General features: G+C 54.4%; 17 protein-coding genes and 3 pseudogenes. 11 read left to right on the forward strand and 9 right to left on the reverse strand.

Annotation, left to right across the window (positions count from 1 at the left end; genetic code table 11):
- Window positions 1–589 precede the first annotated feature (589 nt).
- Both WDJ57_RS01690 and WDJ57_RS01695 read left to right on the forward strand, forming a co-directional pair.
- Window positions 590–1,270, forward strand: a complete 681-nt coding sequence (locus WDJ57_RS01690) for a helix-turn-helix domain-containing protein (RefSeq protein WP_338903296.1) — start codon at window positions 590–592, stop codon at window positions 1,268–1,270.
- Window positions 1,271–1,275: 5 nt separating this feature from the next.
- Window positions 1,276–2,403 carry a hypothetical protein gene (locus WDJ57_RS01695; protein ID WP_338903299.1) on the forward strand — a complete coding sequence of 376 codons (1,128 nt, stop codon included), beginning with the start codon at window positions 1,276–1,278 and terminating at the stop codon, window positions 2,401–2,403.
- Window positions 2,404–3,592: 1,189 nt separating this feature from the next.
- On the opposite strand, the pseudogene WDJ57_RS01700 reads toward WDJ57_RS01695, so the two are convergent.
- A pseudogene (locus WDJ57_RS01700) lies at window positions 3,593–3,724 on the reverse strand (DeoR family transcriptional regulator); the annotation flags it as partial.
- A 102-nt stretch (window positions 3,725–3,826) separates the two neighbouring features.
- Window positions 3,827–3,976, reverse strand: a pseudogene (locus tag WDJ57_RS01705) (HNH endonuclease); the annotation flags it as partial.
- A gap of 188 nt (window positions 3,977–4,164) precedes the next feature.
- Here WDJ57_RS01705 and WDJ57_RS01710 point away from each other — a divergent pair.
- The 6 genes from WDJ57_RS01710 to WDJ57_RS01735 all read left to right on the forward strand — a co-directional run bounded on the left by WDJ57_RS01710 (window position 4,165) and on the right by WDJ57_RS01735 (window position 9,710).
- Window positions 4,165–4,938 (forward strand): hypothetical protein, encoded by a 774-nt coding sequence (locus tag WDJ57_RS01710; RefSeq protein ID WP_338903302.1) that lies wholly within the window; start codon window positions 4,165–4,167, stop codon window positions 4,936–4,938.
- 411 nt (window positions 4,939–5,349) lie between these two features.
- On the forward strand, window positions 5,350–5,910 hold the full coding sequence (locus WDJ57_RS01715) for a hypothetical protein (protein WP_338903304.1): 561 nt from the start codon (window positions 5,350–5,352) through the stop codon (window positions 5,908–5,910).
- Between the two features lie 113 nt (window positions 5,911–6,023).
- Window positions 6,024–6,557: a hypothetical protein gene (locus WDJ57_RS01720; protein WP_338903307.1), complete on the forward strand. Its 534-nt coding sequence runs from the start codon at window positions 6,024–6,026 to the stop codon at window positions 6,555–6,557.
- Between the two features lie 611 nt (window positions 6,558–7,168).
- Window positions 7,169–8,020 (forward strand): HNH endonuclease, encoded by an 852-nt coding sequence (locus WDJ57_RS01725; protein ID WP_338903309.1) that lies wholly within the window; start codon window positions 7,169–7,171, stop codon window positions 8,018–8,020.
- A 185-nt stretch (window positions 8,021–8,205) separates the two neighbouring features.
- Entirely contained in the window at window positions 8,206–9,273 is a 1,068-nt protein-coding gene (locus tag WDJ57_RS01730; protein ID WP_338903312.1) for a CAP domain-containing protein, read from the forward strand.
- Between the two features lie 80 nt (window positions 9,274–9,353).
- Window positions 9,354–9,710 carry a DUF4177 domain-containing protein gene (locus WDJ57_RS01735; RefSeq protein ID WP_338903315.1) on the forward strand — a complete coding sequence of 119 codons (357 nt, stop codon included), beginning with the start codon at window positions 9,354–9,356 and terminating at the stop codon, window positions 9,708–9,710.
- Window positions 9,711–9,747: 37 nt separating this feature from the next.
- On the opposite strand, the gene WDJ57_RS01740 is transcribed toward WDJ57_RS01735, so the two are convergent.
- Genes WDJ57_RS01740 through WDJ57_RS01750 form a run of 3 tightly spaced genes read right to left on the reverse strand, consistent with a single transcriptional unit; the run spans window position 9,748 to window position 11,730 of the window.
- Window positions 9,748–11,142, reverse strand: a complete 1,395-nt coding sequence (locus tag WDJ57_RS01740) for a hypothetical protein (protein WP_338903318.1) — start codon at window positions 11,140–11,142, stop codon at window positions 9,748–9,750.
- Between the two features lie 2 nt (window positions 11,143–11,144).
- The gene (locus WDJ57_RS01745) at window positions 11,145–11,333 is read right to left on the reverse strand and encodes a hypothetical protein (RefSeq protein ID WP_338903319.1); all 189 of its coding nucleotides are present in this window, start codon (window positions 11,331–11,333) and stop codon (window positions 11,145–11,147) included.
- Window positions 11,326–11,730 carry a hypothetical protein gene (locus tag WDJ57_RS01750; RefSeq protein WP_338903321.1) on the reverse strand — a complete coding sequence of 135 codons (405 nt, stop codon included), beginning with the start codon at window positions 11,728–11,730 and terminating at the stop codon, window positions 11,326–11,328. Before WDJ57_RS01750 ends, WDJ57_RS01745 begins: the two co-directional genes overlap by 8 nt.
- A 564-nt stretch (window positions 11,731–12,294) precedes the next feature.
- Here WDJ57_RS01750 and WDJ57_RS01755 point away from each other — a divergent pair.
- A complete protein-coding gene (locus WDJ57_RS01755; RefSeq protein WP_338903323.1) occupies window positions 12,295–12,642 on the forward strand; it encodes a hypothetical protein in 348 nt (115 codons plus the stop codon).
- A 66-nt stretch (window positions 12,643–12,708) separates the two neighbouring features.
- Here WDJ57_RS01755 and WDJ57_RS01760 read toward each other — a convergent pair whose 3' ends face one another.
- On the reverse strand, window positions 12,709–13,512 hold the full coding sequence (locus WDJ57_RS01760; protein ID WP_338903324.1) for a hypothetical protein: 804 nt from the start codon (window positions 13,510–13,512) through the stop codon (window positions 12,709–12,711).
- A gap of 411 nt (window positions 13,513–13,923) precedes the next feature.
- Between WDJ57_RS01760 and WDJ57_RS01765 the strand changes: the two genes are divergently transcribed.
- Window positions 13,924–14,442, forward strand: a complete 519-nt coding sequence (locus tag WDJ57_RS01765) for a hypothetical protein (protein WP_338903325.1) — start codon at window positions 13,924–13,926, stop codon at window positions 14,440–14,442.
- 545 nt (window positions 14,443–14,987) lie between these two features.
- On the opposite strand, the gene WDJ57_RS01770 is transcribed toward WDJ57_RS01765, so the two are convergent.
- From WDJ57_RS01770 to WDJ57_RS01780, 3 genes and pseudogenes are all read right to left on the reverse strand, one after another.
- Window positions 14,988–15,338: a hypothetical protein gene (locus tag WDJ57_RS01770; protein WP_338903327.1), complete on the reverse strand. Its 351-nt coding sequence runs from the start codon at window positions 15,336–15,338 to the stop codon at window positions 14,988–14,990.
- 351 nt (window positions 15,339–15,689) lie between these two features.
- Window positions 15,690–15,839, reverse strand: a pseudogene (locus WDJ57_RS01775) (DNA polymerase IV); the annotation flags it as partial.
- Window positions 15,840–16,096: 257 nt separating this feature from the next.
- Entirely contained in the window at window positions 16,097–16,339 is a 243-nt protein-coding gene (locus tag WDJ57_RS01780) for a hypothetical protein (RefSeq protein WP_338903329.1), read from the reverse strand.
- A 151-nt stretch (window positions 16,340–16,490) separates the two neighbouring features.
- On the opposite strand from WDJ57_RS01780, the gene WDJ57_RS01785 reads away from it, so the two are divergent.
- A complete protein-coding gene (locus WDJ57_RS01785) occupies window positions 16,491–16,853 on the forward strand; it encodes a DUF5795 family protein (RefSeq protein ID WP_338903331.1) in 363 nt (120 codons plus the stop codon).
- The last annotated feature ends 1 nt before the right edge of the window (window position 16,854 follow it).

A 16,854-nucleotide genomic window follows, 5' to 3' on the forward strand; every position in this document is an offset into this window, starting at 1 on the left:
GGGAGAGGTCGTGACCCACAGGGAAACGTGGTAATTTGTGGGTTAGCCGTGAGTCAGGTATGCTGGCCTGATCACGACACCGACCAGCGGACTCGGGGTGTTTCATGTCCGTATTGCAGCGGACTCGACAGCGGGGAGCTTGCTTATCGGATAGGCTCCGAGTGATTGTGATTACATAGAAATTTGGCGATATTCAGCATAAAAGCCTGTCCCCATGTCGTAAATATTGCCGCTTGGTTTGTCTGAACGCAGATTCTCGCACGCGCTAAAACCTGAATTTTTCAGATAAGTACGCCCGAAACTAATCAACTTTGAAGTTGGTTAAACAGACCCGATAAGTAAATCGCAAGCAGGCGTCAGGTAACAGTATGTAACTTGGTTTCAAATTTCCACCAAACCTTTAATACACGGCAGGTTCAATTATACAACAATCTATCGGCAGAGAGAATGGGGTGGCGTGGTCCTCCGCCTGTTGACGCAGGCGAAAGGGTGCGACTTTGCTATGTACCTAACTTTTCGAGGACTTCGATATAAAACCTTCGTAATCTGCAAGGCTCCATCCACTCGGTGTCGGTAGAGTCCCGTAAACATGAGTGTCGAGGAAGATACCCCTTCGTTGAGTAGCATCGATACCAGCCGAACGACCCTTGAGCATGGCGCAGAGCCGTGGAAGGACGATGGCCTACTCCGACGCCTCTACGTCGAGAACGGCCTTACTGTGGCCGAGTGCGCTGAGGTGTTGGGCTGTTCACCGTCCACAATAAGCCGATGGCTCCGCCAGTTCGGCATTGAAACTCGTGATGATATAGTCGCCGCCCAGGAGTCGGGGCGGTGCGTCTCGGTGACGACGGCCCGCGACGACGGTAAACGACTGTACCACGTCCCCGATGGTGACAGTGGACGCATCCGATTCTACGAACACCAATTGGTGGCACTGCTGGCCGAGAATGTCGATGGTGAGTACATTTTCAGCACCAGCGACATCTTCGCCGACGAGACAGTAGTCCACCACGAGGCTGGGGCTCCCCATCCTATCGATGTCCCCGAGAATATGGCGGTCATTTCTGCGACTGTCCACAGTATCATTCATGCAGCGGGAGGCATCTTCTTGGAGGAGAAACTGGCCGAGATATTCGAGGAATATGACGGCGAGCCGCCCATTGACATCGAGGAGTGGGAACGGCTCGTGAACGAGGTTGACGACCTCGAAGAAGGTGACGAGGACCTGGCCCGCCGAGTTGCGGATGAAAGCGGAGCCGCCGCAGACTGACGACGATGCAGGAGATTTCACTGAGTCAGGCGAAGGCGGCAAAGCGACGGGCACAGCGGCGAGGGCAGCGGGATTCGTCCCCGTATGTCGATCCCGACCAGCAGCGAATCCGACCCGACACTCACGCCGACAGCATCGAGGACCAGTATCTCTCGGCGCGGGACGGCGTCAATCTCCGCGAGGAGGCGGCGACGGAGAAAGGGCGAGCAAAGTCATGGTCAGACGTAATCGATGCCTTCGAGGACTATATTTGGCGGCAGCAGAAGGCCGCAGATACGTGGTTCGACGAGAAGGGTGTTCGCCCGAGCAGCCACCGTTTCACCGAGGAAGCAGCGAAGGACCGACACGGACGAACTCTTGGCGTAGACCGTGCCGCCCGCAAGCTCTGGGGCGAAGACGTGACGACTGTCCACGTCGTCAGACGTGCGAGAGCATTCGGTGAGAACGGCCAACCACAGCCACCTGCCGACCATCTCGCGGACCTCCTCGACGGAAACAGCGCCGTATACGCCGCGTATCAGCGGCACATCGCGGACCATCACGGCCTGACCTACGCCCGTCTCTCGGTGCTGGAACCCCACAGCAACGGGTATGCCCACCTGCATGACGCCCTGTGGGTCCATGACCCCGAGGGTGTTGTCGGGGAGACGGACATCTACCCCGCCGTGGATGCCCACGTTCGAGCGGTTGACCAGGCCCGACCACGGTACCACGGTCCCGACGCCGTCGAAGTACGGCACAACCCCGCACGACGTGAGTACGACGGCGACCCTGACGGCGTCCCGCTGGCAACGGCGCTCCCCCGCGAGATGACGAAGTATCTCGGTGGGTTCGGTCCCGACGACGGGGAGAGGTCAAACCCGAGCGTCCCGAACGTCCTCCAGTCCGATAGGGGACCGATGCGGTTCTTCGCCCTATTGTGGGCGACGGGTATCCGACAGTGGCGGCCCGACCAGTCGGTGTTCCCCCACCTTGTGAACGCCTCACAAGGTTGGTGGGGTGAGGACGGTGAGGACGACGACGAGACGTATGCCGTTCCCGAGGACATTGACAACAGTGGTGGCGGTCCTGAGAAGGTAACTATCAACTCCCGTCCCGTGGCGTTCGAGCCGTTAGAGGCCGACGCTCCGTAGGCACTGAGTTGCTTCGCACTGCATCGGTCCCCGTCGGGTCCGTTCCTCCGACGGGTGTGTTCTTCCGTCGGCAGTATCATCTCCGTCGTGGCTCCCCCCGTCGGTACGGTTCTGCTATGAACCCTACCGTAGTAAGTCGAATATTTCCGCTTCCAGCCGCTCGGCACCCTCAGCCACGGCGAAAACGGTAGTACTCGATTTGGGATGGTACTTAAAGGGGTGTAGCCGTTGGGTGCCGAGTGGTCCGTCCGACGGTAGGCGCGATTCCTGCCGTGGCGGCACAACAACTTCGCAGATGACTCCAACGAACTCACCGATTTGAACATCATTCGGGCGAGTATGTAATCGTACAGTAGAACTGGCATTAGGTCAGGAGCGCACTGACACAAACGTTTTTGCCGCCCCCTGCCCTCCGATATGCCACGGCGTGTTGAAGTGGGCGTGATGCCCGCTGCGATGTTGTAGGAGTCCACAGTAAGATAGAGGTGTGTCTGTCGACGCGCTGTGAGAAAGGTTGCGCCGCGGTGTATATAACGGGCAGAATTGTGATAGTTAGACCTCGTTACATAGCCAGTTGGAAGAGAAACGTAATGAAACGAAGAGCTCCAGAAAGGAGAGCTAACCCAACTACAACTTTTACAATTCCTTTTAGAAGTGAATTGTGCTCCCGCTCTTCCGAAGATTCCTGATCAGGTTCTGCGTTTGAGTCCGATTGCTTAGATATAGTTGCCCCTGAAATTTCTTCGCTTGAGGGTTGATGTTTGCCTTCTGTTTTTAGTGGAAGATCATCTTTAAAGTGCCAGGGCGCGACTCCTAAATTTGGATGCCTATCAAGTTCTGCCTCTATCATTTCCATGTCTAAATCTGTTTCAGATGGGGTATTCTGAGATGACCCTATTTTGGTTGATGAGGACGTTTTTGAACCCGAATTAGAAGATCGAGATGACTGTTTCGTGTCTTCCCATCTGAAGTTCCATTTTTCTCCTTGAGTAGAGCCTTTGTTTGAACTATTTGTTTTAGTAGAGGTGGAGTTACTATCTAAGGCCTTACTGGAGTTCCATTCAGGTCCTGGCCAAGTGTGCGGCATACCCGTATGCTTCCGAGAAGACTCATTTTGCTCTGATTCTGAAGAACGATTGCCTGAATTAATATTGGAGGATTCCTCCGTTTCGCATTTGTGCTTAGGAGTATGCTTTCGACGCACGCTTTTTTTAGCCTCAGGAATAGGGACAGAATACGATGTTAGATTTTCAAGATCCTTTCTAATCTCTGGCCGACTTACACCAAGTTCTGCAGCAAGTTCCTCGACATGATCACTCAGTCCGTCATCTTCCTCATTCTTTCTGTCGTTGATGTCGTGTAGGTGAGCCTCATTGTGACATTCGCCACAGAGTGTCGCCAAATTCGATAGCTCGTCGCTCCCACCCTTAGACTTTGGAACAATGTGGTGAGCGTGGAGTTCTGCGTCACCGTGTGGTCCGCCTTGGCGACCGCAGTTACGACACTGATAATCATCCCTCCGATATACAGCCTTTCGTCGACTGTCCCAGTCAGAGGGATAGCCATCTCCCATGTGATTTACTGGAAACTAAGCTGGAATAAAATTTGGCCAACAAAACAGTATTGAAATTGAATTCTGTACTGTTAACCGCACAGCGAGTACTTTGGACACGTTGACACCATGAGTTATTACGTGCTGCCGTCAGGACACTCATTGATTGCTGGGATATGTTTTTCAGTTGCTAAGACGAAATGGGGTTAATGTCGAGCCGTTCAGCAAAACACCAGGCTCATCTCAACCAGACCGCACTGTCTAACGAGACAAAGCGCAGCATCGTAACGGCCCTTCTTCCAATTGAGGAATTTAAACAGATTCGTGACGAACACCTTGTTCCAACTTATGTTCACGTAGCGCAGGAGATTGATGATGTGAGCGAGAACCTCTCGGACAAGAGCAACAGCGAGTTGCGTGAAATCATCAACGAGAGGTACGGACAAGAGACTGATCCTCACCCTCTATTTAACAGGATAGACTCGGCATGGGAGACGGTGAAGTGGTATCTCTCGGTGATCTCTGTAGTTCTTATTGCGTTGGGGATGTTGCTGACCCACGACTCGCTTCTACGATTTGCTATCAATAAGCTTAGTTTGACAACTATCGTAACGCAGGTATTACCTCTCACTCTTGTCGGTGGAGTGGTTATATACGTGTGGGTAATGCGTGCAGACACGTTCGTTCATAAAACGCTACACCGTGAACTTCGAGCTGTACGTGGTCGAACGTATCAGAGACGCCGAACTCGATTGATTGGGTATGCGATCTGGAACGATAGCATACACCGACAGAGTGGATTGCTATTGCTGTCTGTAATCTATCTGCTGAAGTCACTACCAAATATTCCCCTGGTCGGTCGTTGGTTTTCTACTCCTCATCAAACGGCATTGCAGATGACGAGGGAACATGCCCAAGAGATCTATGAATGTAGCAGTACACGAGAGGTCATCAGCCACATCTTTCAAGCATGGCGGCAGTGACTCACGTCTCAGGAAGACGGAGAAACCCAATACTGGTATAAATAAACTAGAGAAGGGTGGCGCAATAACAGAGTATCAGACTCTCTAACGTACAAAAATGGCAAATTTCCGTTTTACTTTCACCGAATCGGATGAAGTTTTATTTGTCCACCCCACCTCGCATGGAATGTGGCGCGTTGAAGTGGGCACGATGCCTGCTGCAGGGTTGCTGGAGTCAGAAGTGACTGAGAGACATCGCCGTCAATGCGCTGAAGAAGGTTGCGCCGCGGTGAGTCCATACACGACGGCGCAACGTGAGCGACCCCCCGCCACCGAGGGTCACTCGGCGTCGGGGAATCATGAGGACCTACGGTCAGGGGCTTCATGACTCCTTCGCCGTGAGAGAAATCGGTGGCATCGTGAGTGACAACTATGACGGAAGATCACACCGAGAAGTCCGCGACCGTATCGCCACAGACAGAGCCAGCACCGACGCCGCTCATCTCGGCGGCAGACATTCCCCTGAACAAGTTCCCTGTCTACGACATCCCACGGGGATGGTTTCAGGCACTCGAAGCCCACGCCAAACGCCGTGTCGAGAACGGCGCATATGGGACTGCTCCGAACCATTTCACGGGACTGCTCGGGGAGGACGCGCTCGCCCGTCACCTCGGAATCTCCGAGCGCCTCGACACCGAACTGTATGCCGACGGAGACGGTGGCGTCGATCTCGTATACCAGGGTGGCACAATCGATGTGAAGACAGTCGGTCGACATCGAGAGGACCCAGCTCTCACTGTCGACGCATACGAACCGCTACGGGCGGATTATTACGCGCTCGCTCACCGAATCGGCCCAAACAGATGTAGACTCATCGGATACGCACCGCGACATTTCGTCGCAAACGCACCGACCCACAGAGCGAAGGGTGACCACTATCACCACGTCCCATCGGACTACCTGTTTCCAGTGCCTCACTTCCTGACTGCATAACCCTTCCTAGCGCGCGTCACTACACTCGGTTAGATTCCAAGTGTGCAACTGGTCGTGTCGGGTGCTGGGCGTAGTCACCCAGATTTATTATATTCATGTCCAAACGCATAATCATGTTCGGACAGGACGATCAAACCTATCAGACTGTGCTTAATCTTGTTGATGCCTGGCGACCCTCACAGGACTACGGCCACGAAAGCAAATTCCAGAACGAACTTGCTGAATTCCTCGAAGAACAATTGAATGAGCAGTCTGGTGGTGGAGTATTGGATATGATGGCTGGTGGAGGTGGAGGAGGTGGCAACCATGTCGTCAGTCGAGAGCGTGGGACCTCGCGTGGAGATGTCGTTGTCGACGACATTGTCGGTATCGAGATGAAGCGGCATTTCTCCAACTCGCAAAAGAGGAAACTGCGTGGGCAGTTAGAAGACTACGCCGACAACTATCCGTATGTGATTGCTCTCGCATGTGGAATCGACGATATGGACGGCTGGCGAGAGGTGGAGAATAAACTAACACAAAATCGAGGCCCAGGGATTGGCATGGATCAGACACAATTCACATTCATTATCAAACGTCGTGAGAACTTTGGCGAACCGCACGATTTGGGAGGGAGTGGCGGCTTTGGCGATATCCCTGGGCTGTGATACAATGGCTGAAGACGATCCACTACAGGGTTTACCTGACTGGCTCGTGCTGCTGATGCTGGTCCTGTTCCTCATTGGCGCGGGTGTCGTTCTGTACTTTTGAGTTTCAGTCCCCACAAATAGATTCAGTCGTCGTTGTCGGCTTCGAGTAGTTGTCCACTGTCTGGGGGCTGAATCATGCCTCACCACGGTCGGTCCATTCTCCGTCGGGTGTATTCTTCTGCGCAGACAGCCCCATCTCCGTCGATGGTCTCCCGTCGCTACGATTCTCTCTGAACCCTACCGTGCTAAGTCAGACACTTTCGTTTCCGCACGCTCGACACCCTCAACCACGGTGAAAACGGTTGTACTCGATTTGGGATGGTACTTAAAGGTGTGTGGCCGTGGATGGGGCTACCCGACAGGTTGGTCGGGAGTTTCTTGCATTGTCACCACACACGGATTAATCCGAAGCGGGCGACAAGCCGTGGCGGGTGGTGAGGGTAGTCTATGCTCTCACACTCCACGCTATCCCGCTATATTTTCACAGTATTTAAAGATAATTCAGACAAAAAATCTTGAATACAACACTCAATAAGGTTTTTGCTCATTGACAGCAATGGATTGAGTTAATGCGGAATGAGGGAGATACCGATTGGTATCAACTTAGAAATAAGCGAATCCAACTTGATGATCACGAGTGCGTAAACTGTGGTGCAACTGGGATGCTACAAGTTCACCACATTGTGCCGAAGGCGGCTGGTGGGCAGGACGAACTATCGAACCTCCGAACGCTCTGTTATGAGTGTCACGAAAAATCACACCCTGATGTAAATTTCTCTGTTGAACATGTGAACCCAACTTCGACCAGTTGGACACCGACAGTCGAAACGGCCAGAACTCTCGTATCAAAGTGCGGTCATCCTGTCGACAAACTCGTCATATTACTTCTTGCCAAAACTGGGCTTGGGGTTGAAGAAATAGTAAATATTGATGTGACTGATATCTATCTTCGCGCTGGCAAAAGCGAACTCACCTCGACCATAGGACCGAGAAAGTTCCCGTTCATACTCGTTGAGACCAACGAGATAGGCGCTGGAAGCGGCAATTCAAAACGATTGTGTGACACTCAGGTCCCGCTGGATAAGGAGATGAGAGCGGAACTGAACCGATACCTCGCTATCCGACCTGATTCTGATTCCAAACAACTCCTGATTTCGACTACGAGCTGGGGAGACGAAATTACAAAAGACGTAATCCATCACAAGGTCGAGCGCAATGCGCGTGATATTGGTCTCTACGAACATGAAAGGGGTGCGACCGACAACTTAACTCCCCACAAACTCATTCAGATGTTCAAACTGAGATTCGACGGTCAGCCTGCCACACGAGACTACCTCACAGGCAGGAAAGAACAACCGCCGTATCCGTGGCCCAATTTGGCGACTGATTATAAAGAGGGGATTTTCCAATTGACGGTGTAATAGCGTGTCGTAGTTTTCTGACGTTTGTCACCACAGCCATCCGTATTCGAAGAATACGGCAGAAGCCCCAGGCTCTGGGTGGCTGTCAGACCCATTGACGACAGCAGGTTAGACGTTGAAAGATAGCCAGCTTTCAGATAATCAAGTTCAGAAAGTTCTTGGATAGTTAGTATATACTTTTCTGCATGTACTGGAAGCAAATTCTGACTGCTCTGACTCTTGGAGCAGTCAGTGGATATCTTGCTTTTCTTTCCTATCTCTCAATTGTTGTCTCTATTGGCGTTGGAATTTTAGCATTCATAACCACGAGGATATTGATTGCGACCTTTTTCAGAACCAAGTACTGGCTAAATCGTGGCGCAAAACGCTACGAGAGTCAGAGTTGTCCAAGTTGTGGAAACTATATCTATAGACAAAGCGGCGACTGGATCCTCGAATGTCATGAGTGTGGTTGGAAAGCAGGAATCCCTGCAATCCGTTGGGCTACAGAGTCAGTTCCAGCCACCCAACTACGTCGTAGTGTATCGCTCAAACGGTTTGGTGTGATTCTACTTTCCATTGGGTTGATTCTCGGTGGAATTAGTGGTGCTGTGGGAATAGCCTCGGTCGACAACACGGCGGAGACTGCTATTGGAGTTGTGAGCGATGGCTTTGATGTTCTCCGTAGCAATCAATCACAAGACTCACCAGCTGGTGAGGGTCAGGAAACGGATGGCAGCGGTGGCCCAGCAGAGTCGTCGGGTTCGGGCGGCGGCTTCTTAGACGAGAATGTCAATGAAACCGCTGTAGAACGGGCAGTTCACCAACGAATAAATCAGGTCCGTCGAGAGCGGGGCCTGCAACAACTAAGATACGACAAGCAACTCCACAATATCGCCGACGGTCACAGTGAGGACATGGCCGACCGTGGTTACTTTTCACACAACGCACCAGACGGTAGTGACTTCAGCGACCGATATGAGGCTGCTGGCTACGACTGCCGTGTTGCGATTAGTGGTTCACAATACGCTACTGGTGCAGAGAATATCGCATACACCTTTGCAGATACCGACATTCGTACGAACTCTGGTGAGACTGTGGATTACAACGGCAACGAGACGAGAATTGGGTACGGCTTGGTGCGTCAGTGGATGAACTCACCAGGACACCGTGAAAACATTCTGCGTAGGTACTGGAAGAATGAAGGAATAGGAATCGCCGTCGCTAACGAGGACGGTCATCAAAAGGTCTACGCGACCCAGAACTTCTGCTGAATATAGCTGTTTCGGAGCGGAGTGGGGTCTGAGGCCACAACGTGACAATACTTTTGAAAGTCGTGGGAGTGGGGCGCGACATGGGATTGTTCACCACCGACGACAGTGACGATGAACCCACGTTTAGTGACCGCTGGGAAGCCACGACTGACGATGGGATTCAACAATGGGAGTACGCCGTACTCGACATACGGAAGGGACCTGAAGACGGGATTCGCTCGATGCTAAAAGACGGTATTGGGAAGGGAGATGGGCCATCTGCGGAGGAACTCAATCAATTCGGCAAGGATGGTTGGGAGTTGATCGCTACTATCGAGGGTGCTGCCGACGATGTCGGAATGACTGGGACAGAAGGATCGAAAACGAATCTTCTGCTATTCAAACGCCCCGTCGAATACGAGCGCAAGCAAATACCAGAAGAACAGAGCAAGGAGTAGAGAAAATCCGTCGACTGCTACGGACCTACACCCCCTCTCACGTACCGACAGATTCCCAAGAGCGTTCGGTAACGATATCCTCGTCACGGACGGCGACACCGACGTTGAGCGTCGTCGTTGGGATGCCCGAATTGGGAATGTGATGGTGGACCCGATGCACCTCGTAGGTCAGTGGGTCGGTATCGCTCAGAGATTGCCCACGGCACGTAGGTTTCGCTCTGATGGTATCGAAGGGGAGGACAGGAGCCACGAGTCGAGTGGTCATATCCCCGCCTGTCGCACCACGTAGCGCCTCTTTCAGCGCACTCACAGCGTCGTTGGCAACCTCCTCGGCGTTCTGTCCGTCGCTCTCGACGTAGGGGCCAGGGGTCAACTCCGTCCGACCAGCACGTTCGTACAGGGTCTCGTGGCGGGCCGTGACCTTTGCGTACTGGTTAGTGACGGAGAGGCCGATGTCGGTATCCGCACCGTAACTGGCCTCCGCTTGCCCCTTCGCCACGGCACTATTCACGGGCCGTAGCTCGGACAGTGCGTCGTTGGCGATGATCTGCGCCACCCGCTCGGGCGTGGTATCCGCTTCGGCACTGTCCCCCGCTGTCACCGAGATGTCGCGGGACGACCCACCGCCGACGGACTCACTCGACTGCTGGTCGAGGTAGTGTGCCCGATACTCGTGCGTAACGTCGCTCACCGTCGTCAGGACGGCACCGTCTTCAACTGGTTGGAGCCAGATGTCGGCACCCGTCTTCTCGGCGACGTAGTCGACGACATCGGCCAATGTGTGCCTGTTCGCACGGAAGTGCTTTTTCGAGCCGATGCGTGGGTTCTCCTCGGCGACGTACTGACTGGGGACGCCAATCCCACCAACGTTTGCCTGTCCCTCGGGGTCCGTCGCCTGCGGGGCCTGTGCGTCCTCACCGAGCGCGGAGACGACGGGGAACGGAAAGACACCGTCGAGGGCGTCCGTGATCCTGTCGAGGCCGTATGCGAGGTCGAACTCGTCCAGTTTGATGTTGGTCGCCTGCTTGTCGAGGAAGTGTCCAGGCCCTCGTGCTCGTGCTTTGTAGATACGGTCGTTGTCGCTGGCACTGGAGCCAACCCCCGTCACGAGGCCGTGAAACTCCGTGTGGTACTCACCTGTGACGGTGTCGCGCAACTCGATACGGAGCGTGTCCCAATCCGACTGGAGACTCGGACGCGACCCACGGAAGGCATCGAGGTAATCCTGTCCGTTGTACGGGGACGGAAACTCCACCTCGGCGTAGCGCGTGATGGCGAGTGGCCCCTCGTTGCGGATGTGGACATCCACGTCGGCGACGGGGATGCGTAGCTCGTTGACGTACACTCGCGAGGCAGTTGCCTCACTGGGATTGTGTGCGACGAGCGGGTCCGTCCCGTCGCCGCCGACGGGACGCAGTGTCGCCTTCGGCATGGTCACTCACACCCCTCTGCTTCCTCTGGAATCTCATCTTGAAGAACTGCATCGTCGCGGTGCTCATCGGGGTCGAGGTAGCCCAAGAGGTCACCATCGGGACCGAGTACGGCACCCGATTGTAAGACCACACCACCCTCGGGGATGTCGTCGCCCTCGATGGTCCGTGATTCCCCGTGAGTATCACTCATCGTCATCCTCACCACCATCTGCGGGACCGTCCCCGAGAGTGAACGTCATGTGGTCCTCGTAGTCGTCCTCGTCGTCCTCATTGTCCCCGCCCTCTACGTCATCGTCGGTGTCGTCGGTGGTCTTGGCGTCGTCGGCCACGTCGTCCAGCCGCTCACTCACATCAACTCTCGGCCATTCCACGACAGCCGAGAGTTTGAACGACACCTGTTTCCGCCCGTTCATGCGATGGATTCGAGGCCGTGCCACCTGACTTTTCGTGGGGTCCTCAATGGTCATCAGGCAGGTGTCCCCGTGGTGAACCTCGATTCTGGTATCTCGGTGCCGCAGGAGGTGCCCGACGTAGTCGGGATGCACTTCGCCAATCTGTTCTACTGCGTCGAAATCGAACTTACTCATGTCTGTGTCTGCTGGTTCGCGGTTGTTTGCAAGCCTGTGCAGATCGTGGGGACCCTTGCCTTCCCTCAGTGAAACCACCCGAGCGTTCCCCTGTCCCCAGACGCGATATGATAGATAGCGTAGACTGCGCTTGTGCCATACATCGGCCCTCTTGACCTTAAAACCTAGGATATATGATATATCTGACGTGTTCGGTGGATTCCGATTATGGCACGTCTCAGACTGAGAAATTCTGAGACTCAGCAGACTGGTGGTGTAGGTCCGCCTCACATGGAACCGTGACGGGGGCGGGTAGTCCGCAGGCGCGGGGCGGTTCAGTCCCGAGAGGGGGACCACCTCCCCGTGTCCTGACACATACGCTTCTTAACGTAATTTTGACTATGGGTGGTTGTGGCCCCTCTCTCCGTGGAAATGGTTATAAACACCCAATGCGAACAGAACACATATCAGATTTTTAGAGGGAATTAAGTAGCAAGGTGTGCTACGTTGATGTAACTCACTGCGTGTTCGCGCTCGCAGAAAGCGCCAGTGTAGGAGCACTGACGCAGTGGGTTGGAGCAACCCATGATGAAGTTCGACACGGCAGAAAATGAAAGTTCTGCCACGGGCGTTGCACAGCTCATGACCGATATCGAGGCGAAAGCCACGGAGCAAATCGAGTCAGACGGGGAAGTTCGGTTGGGCGAACTACGGCAGTTCGCACGGGCGCACGAGCGGTTTGTCGACTCACCGACCTACGCAACGACCATCATCGACAGGACCGACGTGTACGATCCCGAGTGGGCTGGTGAATTTCAGTCGGATACGATGGCCGAGGAACTGAAGCAGTTGGCTGCATCAGCACTTGTCGAGAAAGTCGTTGATAAGTTAGAGTCTGAGCGTAGTCCGCAACAGGCTTACCGCATCTTGTAGACGCTCTCGACACTGCTCTTTCTTCCCACAGTTGGTGTATTGAAGTACCCTCTCTCGCTAAGTCGGTCATCCTGATAAGCCCAAATCAGCAGAGATAGTCTCCACAGACTCCCCGTTCCAAATCCTATAGGTGGCAAAGAGGAGTGATAACAGTGGCACGTCGTACTCTACCGACAGTCGAAAGCCGTCACGAAGGAAGTCTCGTGCATCCCTGAAGACTCGGTCTTGGCAGGGTGCTGCTGAGACTGGTATGACGTACGGCAACAGGTATTTGATAAATCCAGATGGATCAACATTATAATACTCAGTCAGTGTTCCAGGTAGGTCGAGAGCGTTGAGAATCTCCTCATCCGTGAGCGTCTCAAACAGTCTTTCTCCGCCCACCCTCATGTCACACCACTCTTGGATAACACGTTCGGGATATCCCAGAAACCGCCCAATAGCGACATGCGTTTCTCGCTCAGTTACACCCCACCGCGAGGAAGTTTCGAAATGGTCTCTCAATCGGTCTCTCCGTTCGGAGTCGTAGGAGATGTAGTAGTTCGTATTGAGTTGAATTATTCCGTTTTCCGCTTCCACTGCTGTGGTGTTGTGAACGTAGGGAATATCGAAGTTATCGAGGAATGGATACAAAGCATCGTCCCAGTATGAAGGGGGAGTCGATGCAGATATCTCAGCCGCGTCACGAGCTGTCGCATATCGGCTCAAACCGATATTACATCCTGGTCTTGTTCCGTAGAGAACGAGTGCAATCTGGTAGACTTCAGGTACAGTTGTTTCGGCAGTAAATTCGTCATCGGACCAAAGATAGCCGAATAGTTCTTCTTGCCGCTCTGTGGTGAATCGGTCGAGTGGTCTATCTTTGGGCATATCGTAAATAGATGCCAGGGCTGCTTCGGATTTGAGAATTTTCTGGATTCGGGTTTACAGTTCTTGAACTCTTTGGCGGCTTAATCTCACTACACTGTTGAGGTCTACGTTTGGATGACGTGACGGGTGGATTCAGGCGACGATCCGCGCTTACCCCGATACCCTCGAAGTCGAGAGCATCGACATCAGCGCGAATCTCTGCTGAGTGTCACTAATCAGACGTAGTATCGGGTTACTAATTGTTTGTTCCTGTTTTTAGCATAGGGTACGGCGATAGCAGTAGGTAAGTATACGAATACAATCATCTATCTATAAGTGGATGGATGATGTACATGCAGGTAGGCCACGAGCGCGTTTCACGGAGAAACGCCGCGGTGCTGGAACACCGCAGCAGTGGTCTGGTGTCAGACCATGCAAGCCTACGACGATGGGGCAGATAAGCCCCACGACAGCAGTACCGACCTCGACCAGCGGGACGTGCGGGCACTCACCGAGAAGATGACTGTTCTGCCGCGCGGTGGGGACGTGTACTCCGTCACCACGGAGAGCGGTAGCGAGTACCGAGTGGACGCTCTGGAAGGCCGTTGCTCGTGCCCCGACAAGCAACACAACCTCAGCGACGACGAGAGATGCAAGCACGAACGCCGTGTTCGCTTCGCCACGGGACAGTGGCAGGTCCCCGCGTGGGTCGACACCGAGGCAGTGGACCCACAGCTCGGGGAACACGTCGAGACCACCGCGGCAGCCGCCGACGGAGGGGTAATTCCCGACGACAACCCCCAGCCTCAGACCGAGGAGAACAGGGACGAACGGGATTCAGATAGTGGACGACCCGACGACTGTGAGTGTACGGTCTGGAACGGCGATTACGAGATTCCGTGTTGGGAGTGCTACAGAGAGGGGTTCGAGGAACCCGTGAACACTACGTAGAGTAAGGGTCCCGTGAGGGGGCCAAATAAATGCTGAGGGTACCCCCCACCCCATCCATTCAAGTGTACCGACACCTCTTTTTCATGTATGACCATTGAAATGCTGGTCATAACGAGCATAGTGATACTCGAATATTTCCTGATCGGATTCTGGGGGGTGCGAAGTTGGAGATCTTCACCGAGTAGGAGGAAGGCGCAGGAGTGGAGTAGGTAGTACCAAGAAGGGGAGGCTACTGGTCGAGGAGTCCCGACAACGCCCCGACGAACGTCGCAATCACCATCACGTACACTGTGGCTTCGATGACCGCGTAGGCCGCTGCTTCTACCATGTGGTTCTCACCTCCATTTTAGTTGTCAATTCGTTGCCTGATAAGTTTTGTGTGGTTAACAGAAATAATTAACAAAGCATACGGAAGTTTGTGTAAACAACGTACATACAATATTAAACGAGACAATATTTTTCAAACTTCAGTTCCTTTGTCAAAGACTGTCAGATCTATCGTGGTGGAGCCGACAAGCAATCTGTTCCACGGAGATAATCAGACTCTACGTAAAACGGCCAAACAAGAACTCTCTCACAAACTCAATCTTGTCTTCGATTCCTGTAATGAGACCAATCCCTTGACGTACTGTTTCCTGTTGTGGTGAAAGTTGAATTACCCCTACGAGGTCCAATACTTTGGTTACAGTCGGGCCGAATTTAGGGAGGACAATGAGAGCCAATCCGATAACATAGAGCGGCATGACGATGAGGACGCCGATCAGTGGTATCTTGAAGATGATACCGAGACCGTACAACAGACTGAGAACAGACACCGCTGCCTTTCCGATCGTCTCCCACCGACCTCCCTTGGAGTACCACTCATAGACGCGGTGTGCTATTCTGATGGCATCCATATGGCTATGAGTTGTGTAGTTTGACTAATAGAAGTATCGACCAACATCATTCAACCTCAGTGCGCGTTTGAACGGAGGGCGCGTCGGCGTTCGGGGCCCGAGCGCAGGCGTCATGATGCCCCGCATCTGACGCCAAGCGAGCGGCCCGAACCCGACCGCCCAACCACTCCACCGTATCTCACGGTGTCTTCCCCTCACAACGGGTATAGCAGAAATATTTGCCGCGACACCCAATTCTAGATTTGTAGGCCACGACGACACAGGTGAAGTCCACTACGGGAAACCCGTGAGACACGATGGAATGTGAAACACGTGGACACGTCGGTCAGTGTTGTGATGTGTTGGAAATTAAGGGTGAGAAAACCACCCGACGACGAGGGGCTGGCCACGGAGTGCTGGCTCGCGCAGGCGCTCGCAGGCCGCGTAGAAACAGTCCATGTCGACGTGACAGATGACGCGGGGACCGTCCTCGCTCACTCCCGGGAGCGTCCCGTCGCGCATACACGGCGGTAGCCGGCGAAGTGGGTTAAGCGTCTCCCCTCCGGGGCGGAAGTGGAACGGCAAAAAATGGCATCTGCAAAACCGGAATGCCGCGGTGCATCCGGCCGGACTGCACCGGGCGCGCTGGCTTGACTGCGGTGCCAATAGTCGGAACCTGCGACGGTCATTCCCGCCGGAAACCCCGCGCACCAGGGCTTCACGTGTGTGTTAGTATCTAACACACTTAACAGTTGCTCCAATCGTTCCGAATGTGACACTCACTCGCCGGTGCCGATACCGCCTAGGTGTTGCATCTCCCGGATGAAGCAACTGGGGCTGCAGTACCGTTCGCGGTGTTCGCTCCGCCCGTCGTCCGTCGGGATGCAGTGCTCGACGTGTTCCTCGTCGCCCGCGACGATGGCGGTCCCGCAGAACCCGCAGTGGTGGCCGCTCTCGTCCGCGTCGGTCGGTCGCCGGTTCGCCAGGACCTGTCCGGCGTGTGCCGGTTCGTGTGCGCCCATGTGTCGCCTCTCCTCCGGAGTGTGTCGGGTTGGCACGCGATTGCCCGGGCTCACACTTAGTGGTGTGTCAGACACCTCTCGCCTGGCTGGTAGCTCCGGGGCAGAGCGATAGATTGGAGACGGTAGGGACTCTCGGTCGGCGTACGACCAGATGACGATAGAAGTCAGCGACAGGCCCTGTCCGGACTGCGGCGAGCACCTCCAGGTCATCTACGTGACCGAACTGAAGCAGGTCGTCTCCGGGTGGGCTTGCCCCGACTGCGGCTTTCTCGCCTCCGAGAAGCACGGCTTCGAGGACCGGGTGCCCACACCCGAGTCCAGGGAGTACGTCGTCCGCACCGAGCGACCCCTGTCCAGCGAGGACGTCCGCGACCCGCTGGGCGACGTCGTCGACGAGTTCCGCGCCCGTGCGAGCGCCGAGATGGCCGACGACGAAGTCTGGCTGCTCATCGACCCCGAGGACGAGACGCTGGTCGACGCACAGGTCGGCGAGAACGTCAACGACGAGTCCTGAC

Origin of the sequence: Salinibaculum sp. SYNS191, from assembly GCF_037338445.1 — an archaeon.
GTDB lineage: Archaea > Halobacteriota > Halobacteria > Halobacteriales > Haloarculaceae > Salinibaculum > Salinibaculum marinum.

What these genes read in the sequence shown, in the direction of transcription:
- WDJ57_RS01755 (WP_338903323.1), top strand. Translation starts at nt 12,295, where the DNA reads ATGATGAAGTTCGACACGGCAGAAAATGAAAGTTCTGCCACGGGCGTT.
- WDJ57_RS01770 (WP_338903327.1), bottom strand. Translation starts at nt 15,338, where the DNA reads ATGGATGCCATCAGAATAGCACACCGCGTCTATGAGTGGTACTCCAAG.
- WDJ57_RS01730 (WP_338903312.1), top strand. Translation starts at nt 8,206, where the DNA reads ATGTACTGGAAGCAAATTCTGACTGCTCTGACTCTTGGAGCAGTCAGT.
- WDJ57_RS01785 (WP_338903331.1), top strand. Translation starts at nt 16,491, where the DNA reads ATGACGATAGAAGTCAGCGACAGGCCCTGTCCGGACTGCGGCGAGCAC.
- WDJ57_RS01720 (WP_338903307.1), top strand. Translation starts at nt 6,024, where the DNA reads ATGTTCGGACAGGACGATCAAACCTATCAGACTGTGCTTAATCTTGTT.
- WDJ57_RS01740 (WP_338903318.1), bottom strand. Translation starts at nt 11,142, where the DNA reads ATGCCGAAGGCGACACTGCGTCCCGTCGGCGGCGACGGGACGGACCCG.
- WDJ57_RS01715 (WP_338903304.1), top strand. Translation starts at nt 5,350, where the DNA reads ATGACGGAAGATCACACCGAGAAGTCCGCGACCGTATCGCCACAGACA.
- WDJ57_RS01710 (WP_338903302.1), top strand. Translation starts at nt 4,165, where the DNA reads ATGTCGAGCCGTTCAGCAAAACACCAGGCTCATCTCAACCAGACCGCA.
- WDJ57_RS01765 (WP_338903325.1), top strand. Translation starts at nt 13,924, where the DNA reads ATGCAAGCCTACGACGATGGGGCAGATAAGCCCCACGACAGCAGTACC.
- WDJ57_RS01725 (WP_338903309.1), top strand. Translation starts at nt 7,169, where the DNA reads ATGCGGAATGAGGGAGATACCGATTGGTATCAACTTAGAAATAAGCGA.
- WDJ57_RS01695 (WP_338903299.1), top strand. Translation starts at nt 1,276, where the DNA reads ATGCAGGAGATTTCACTGAGTCAGGCGAAGGCGGCAAAGCGACGGGCA.
- WDJ57_RS01745 (WP_338903319.1), bottom strand. Translation starts at nt 11,333, where the DNA reads ATGAGTGATACTCACGGGGAATCACGGACCATCGAGGGCGACGACATC.
- WDJ57_RS01735 (WP_338903315.1), top strand. Translation starts at nt 9,354, where the DNA reads ATGGGATTGTTCACCACCGACGACAGTGACGATGAACCCACGTTTAGT.
- WDJ57_RS01780 (WP_338903329.1), bottom strand. Translation starts at nt 16,339, where the DNA reads ATGGGCGCACACGAACCGGCACACGCCGGACAGGTCCTGGCGAACCGG.
- WDJ57_RS01750 (WP_338903321.1), bottom strand. Translation starts at nt 11,730, where the DNA reads ATGAGTAAGTTCGATTTCGACGCAGTAGAACAGATTGGCGAAGTGCAT.
- WDJ57_RS01760 (WP_338903324.1), bottom strand. Translation starts at nt 13,512, where the DNA reads ATGCCCAAAGATAGACCACTCGACCGATTCACCACAGAGCGGCAAGAA.
- WDJ57_RS01690 (WP_338903296.1), top strand. Translation starts at nt 590, where the DNA reads ATGAGTGTCGAGGAAGATACCCCTTCGTTGAGTAGCATCGATACCAGC.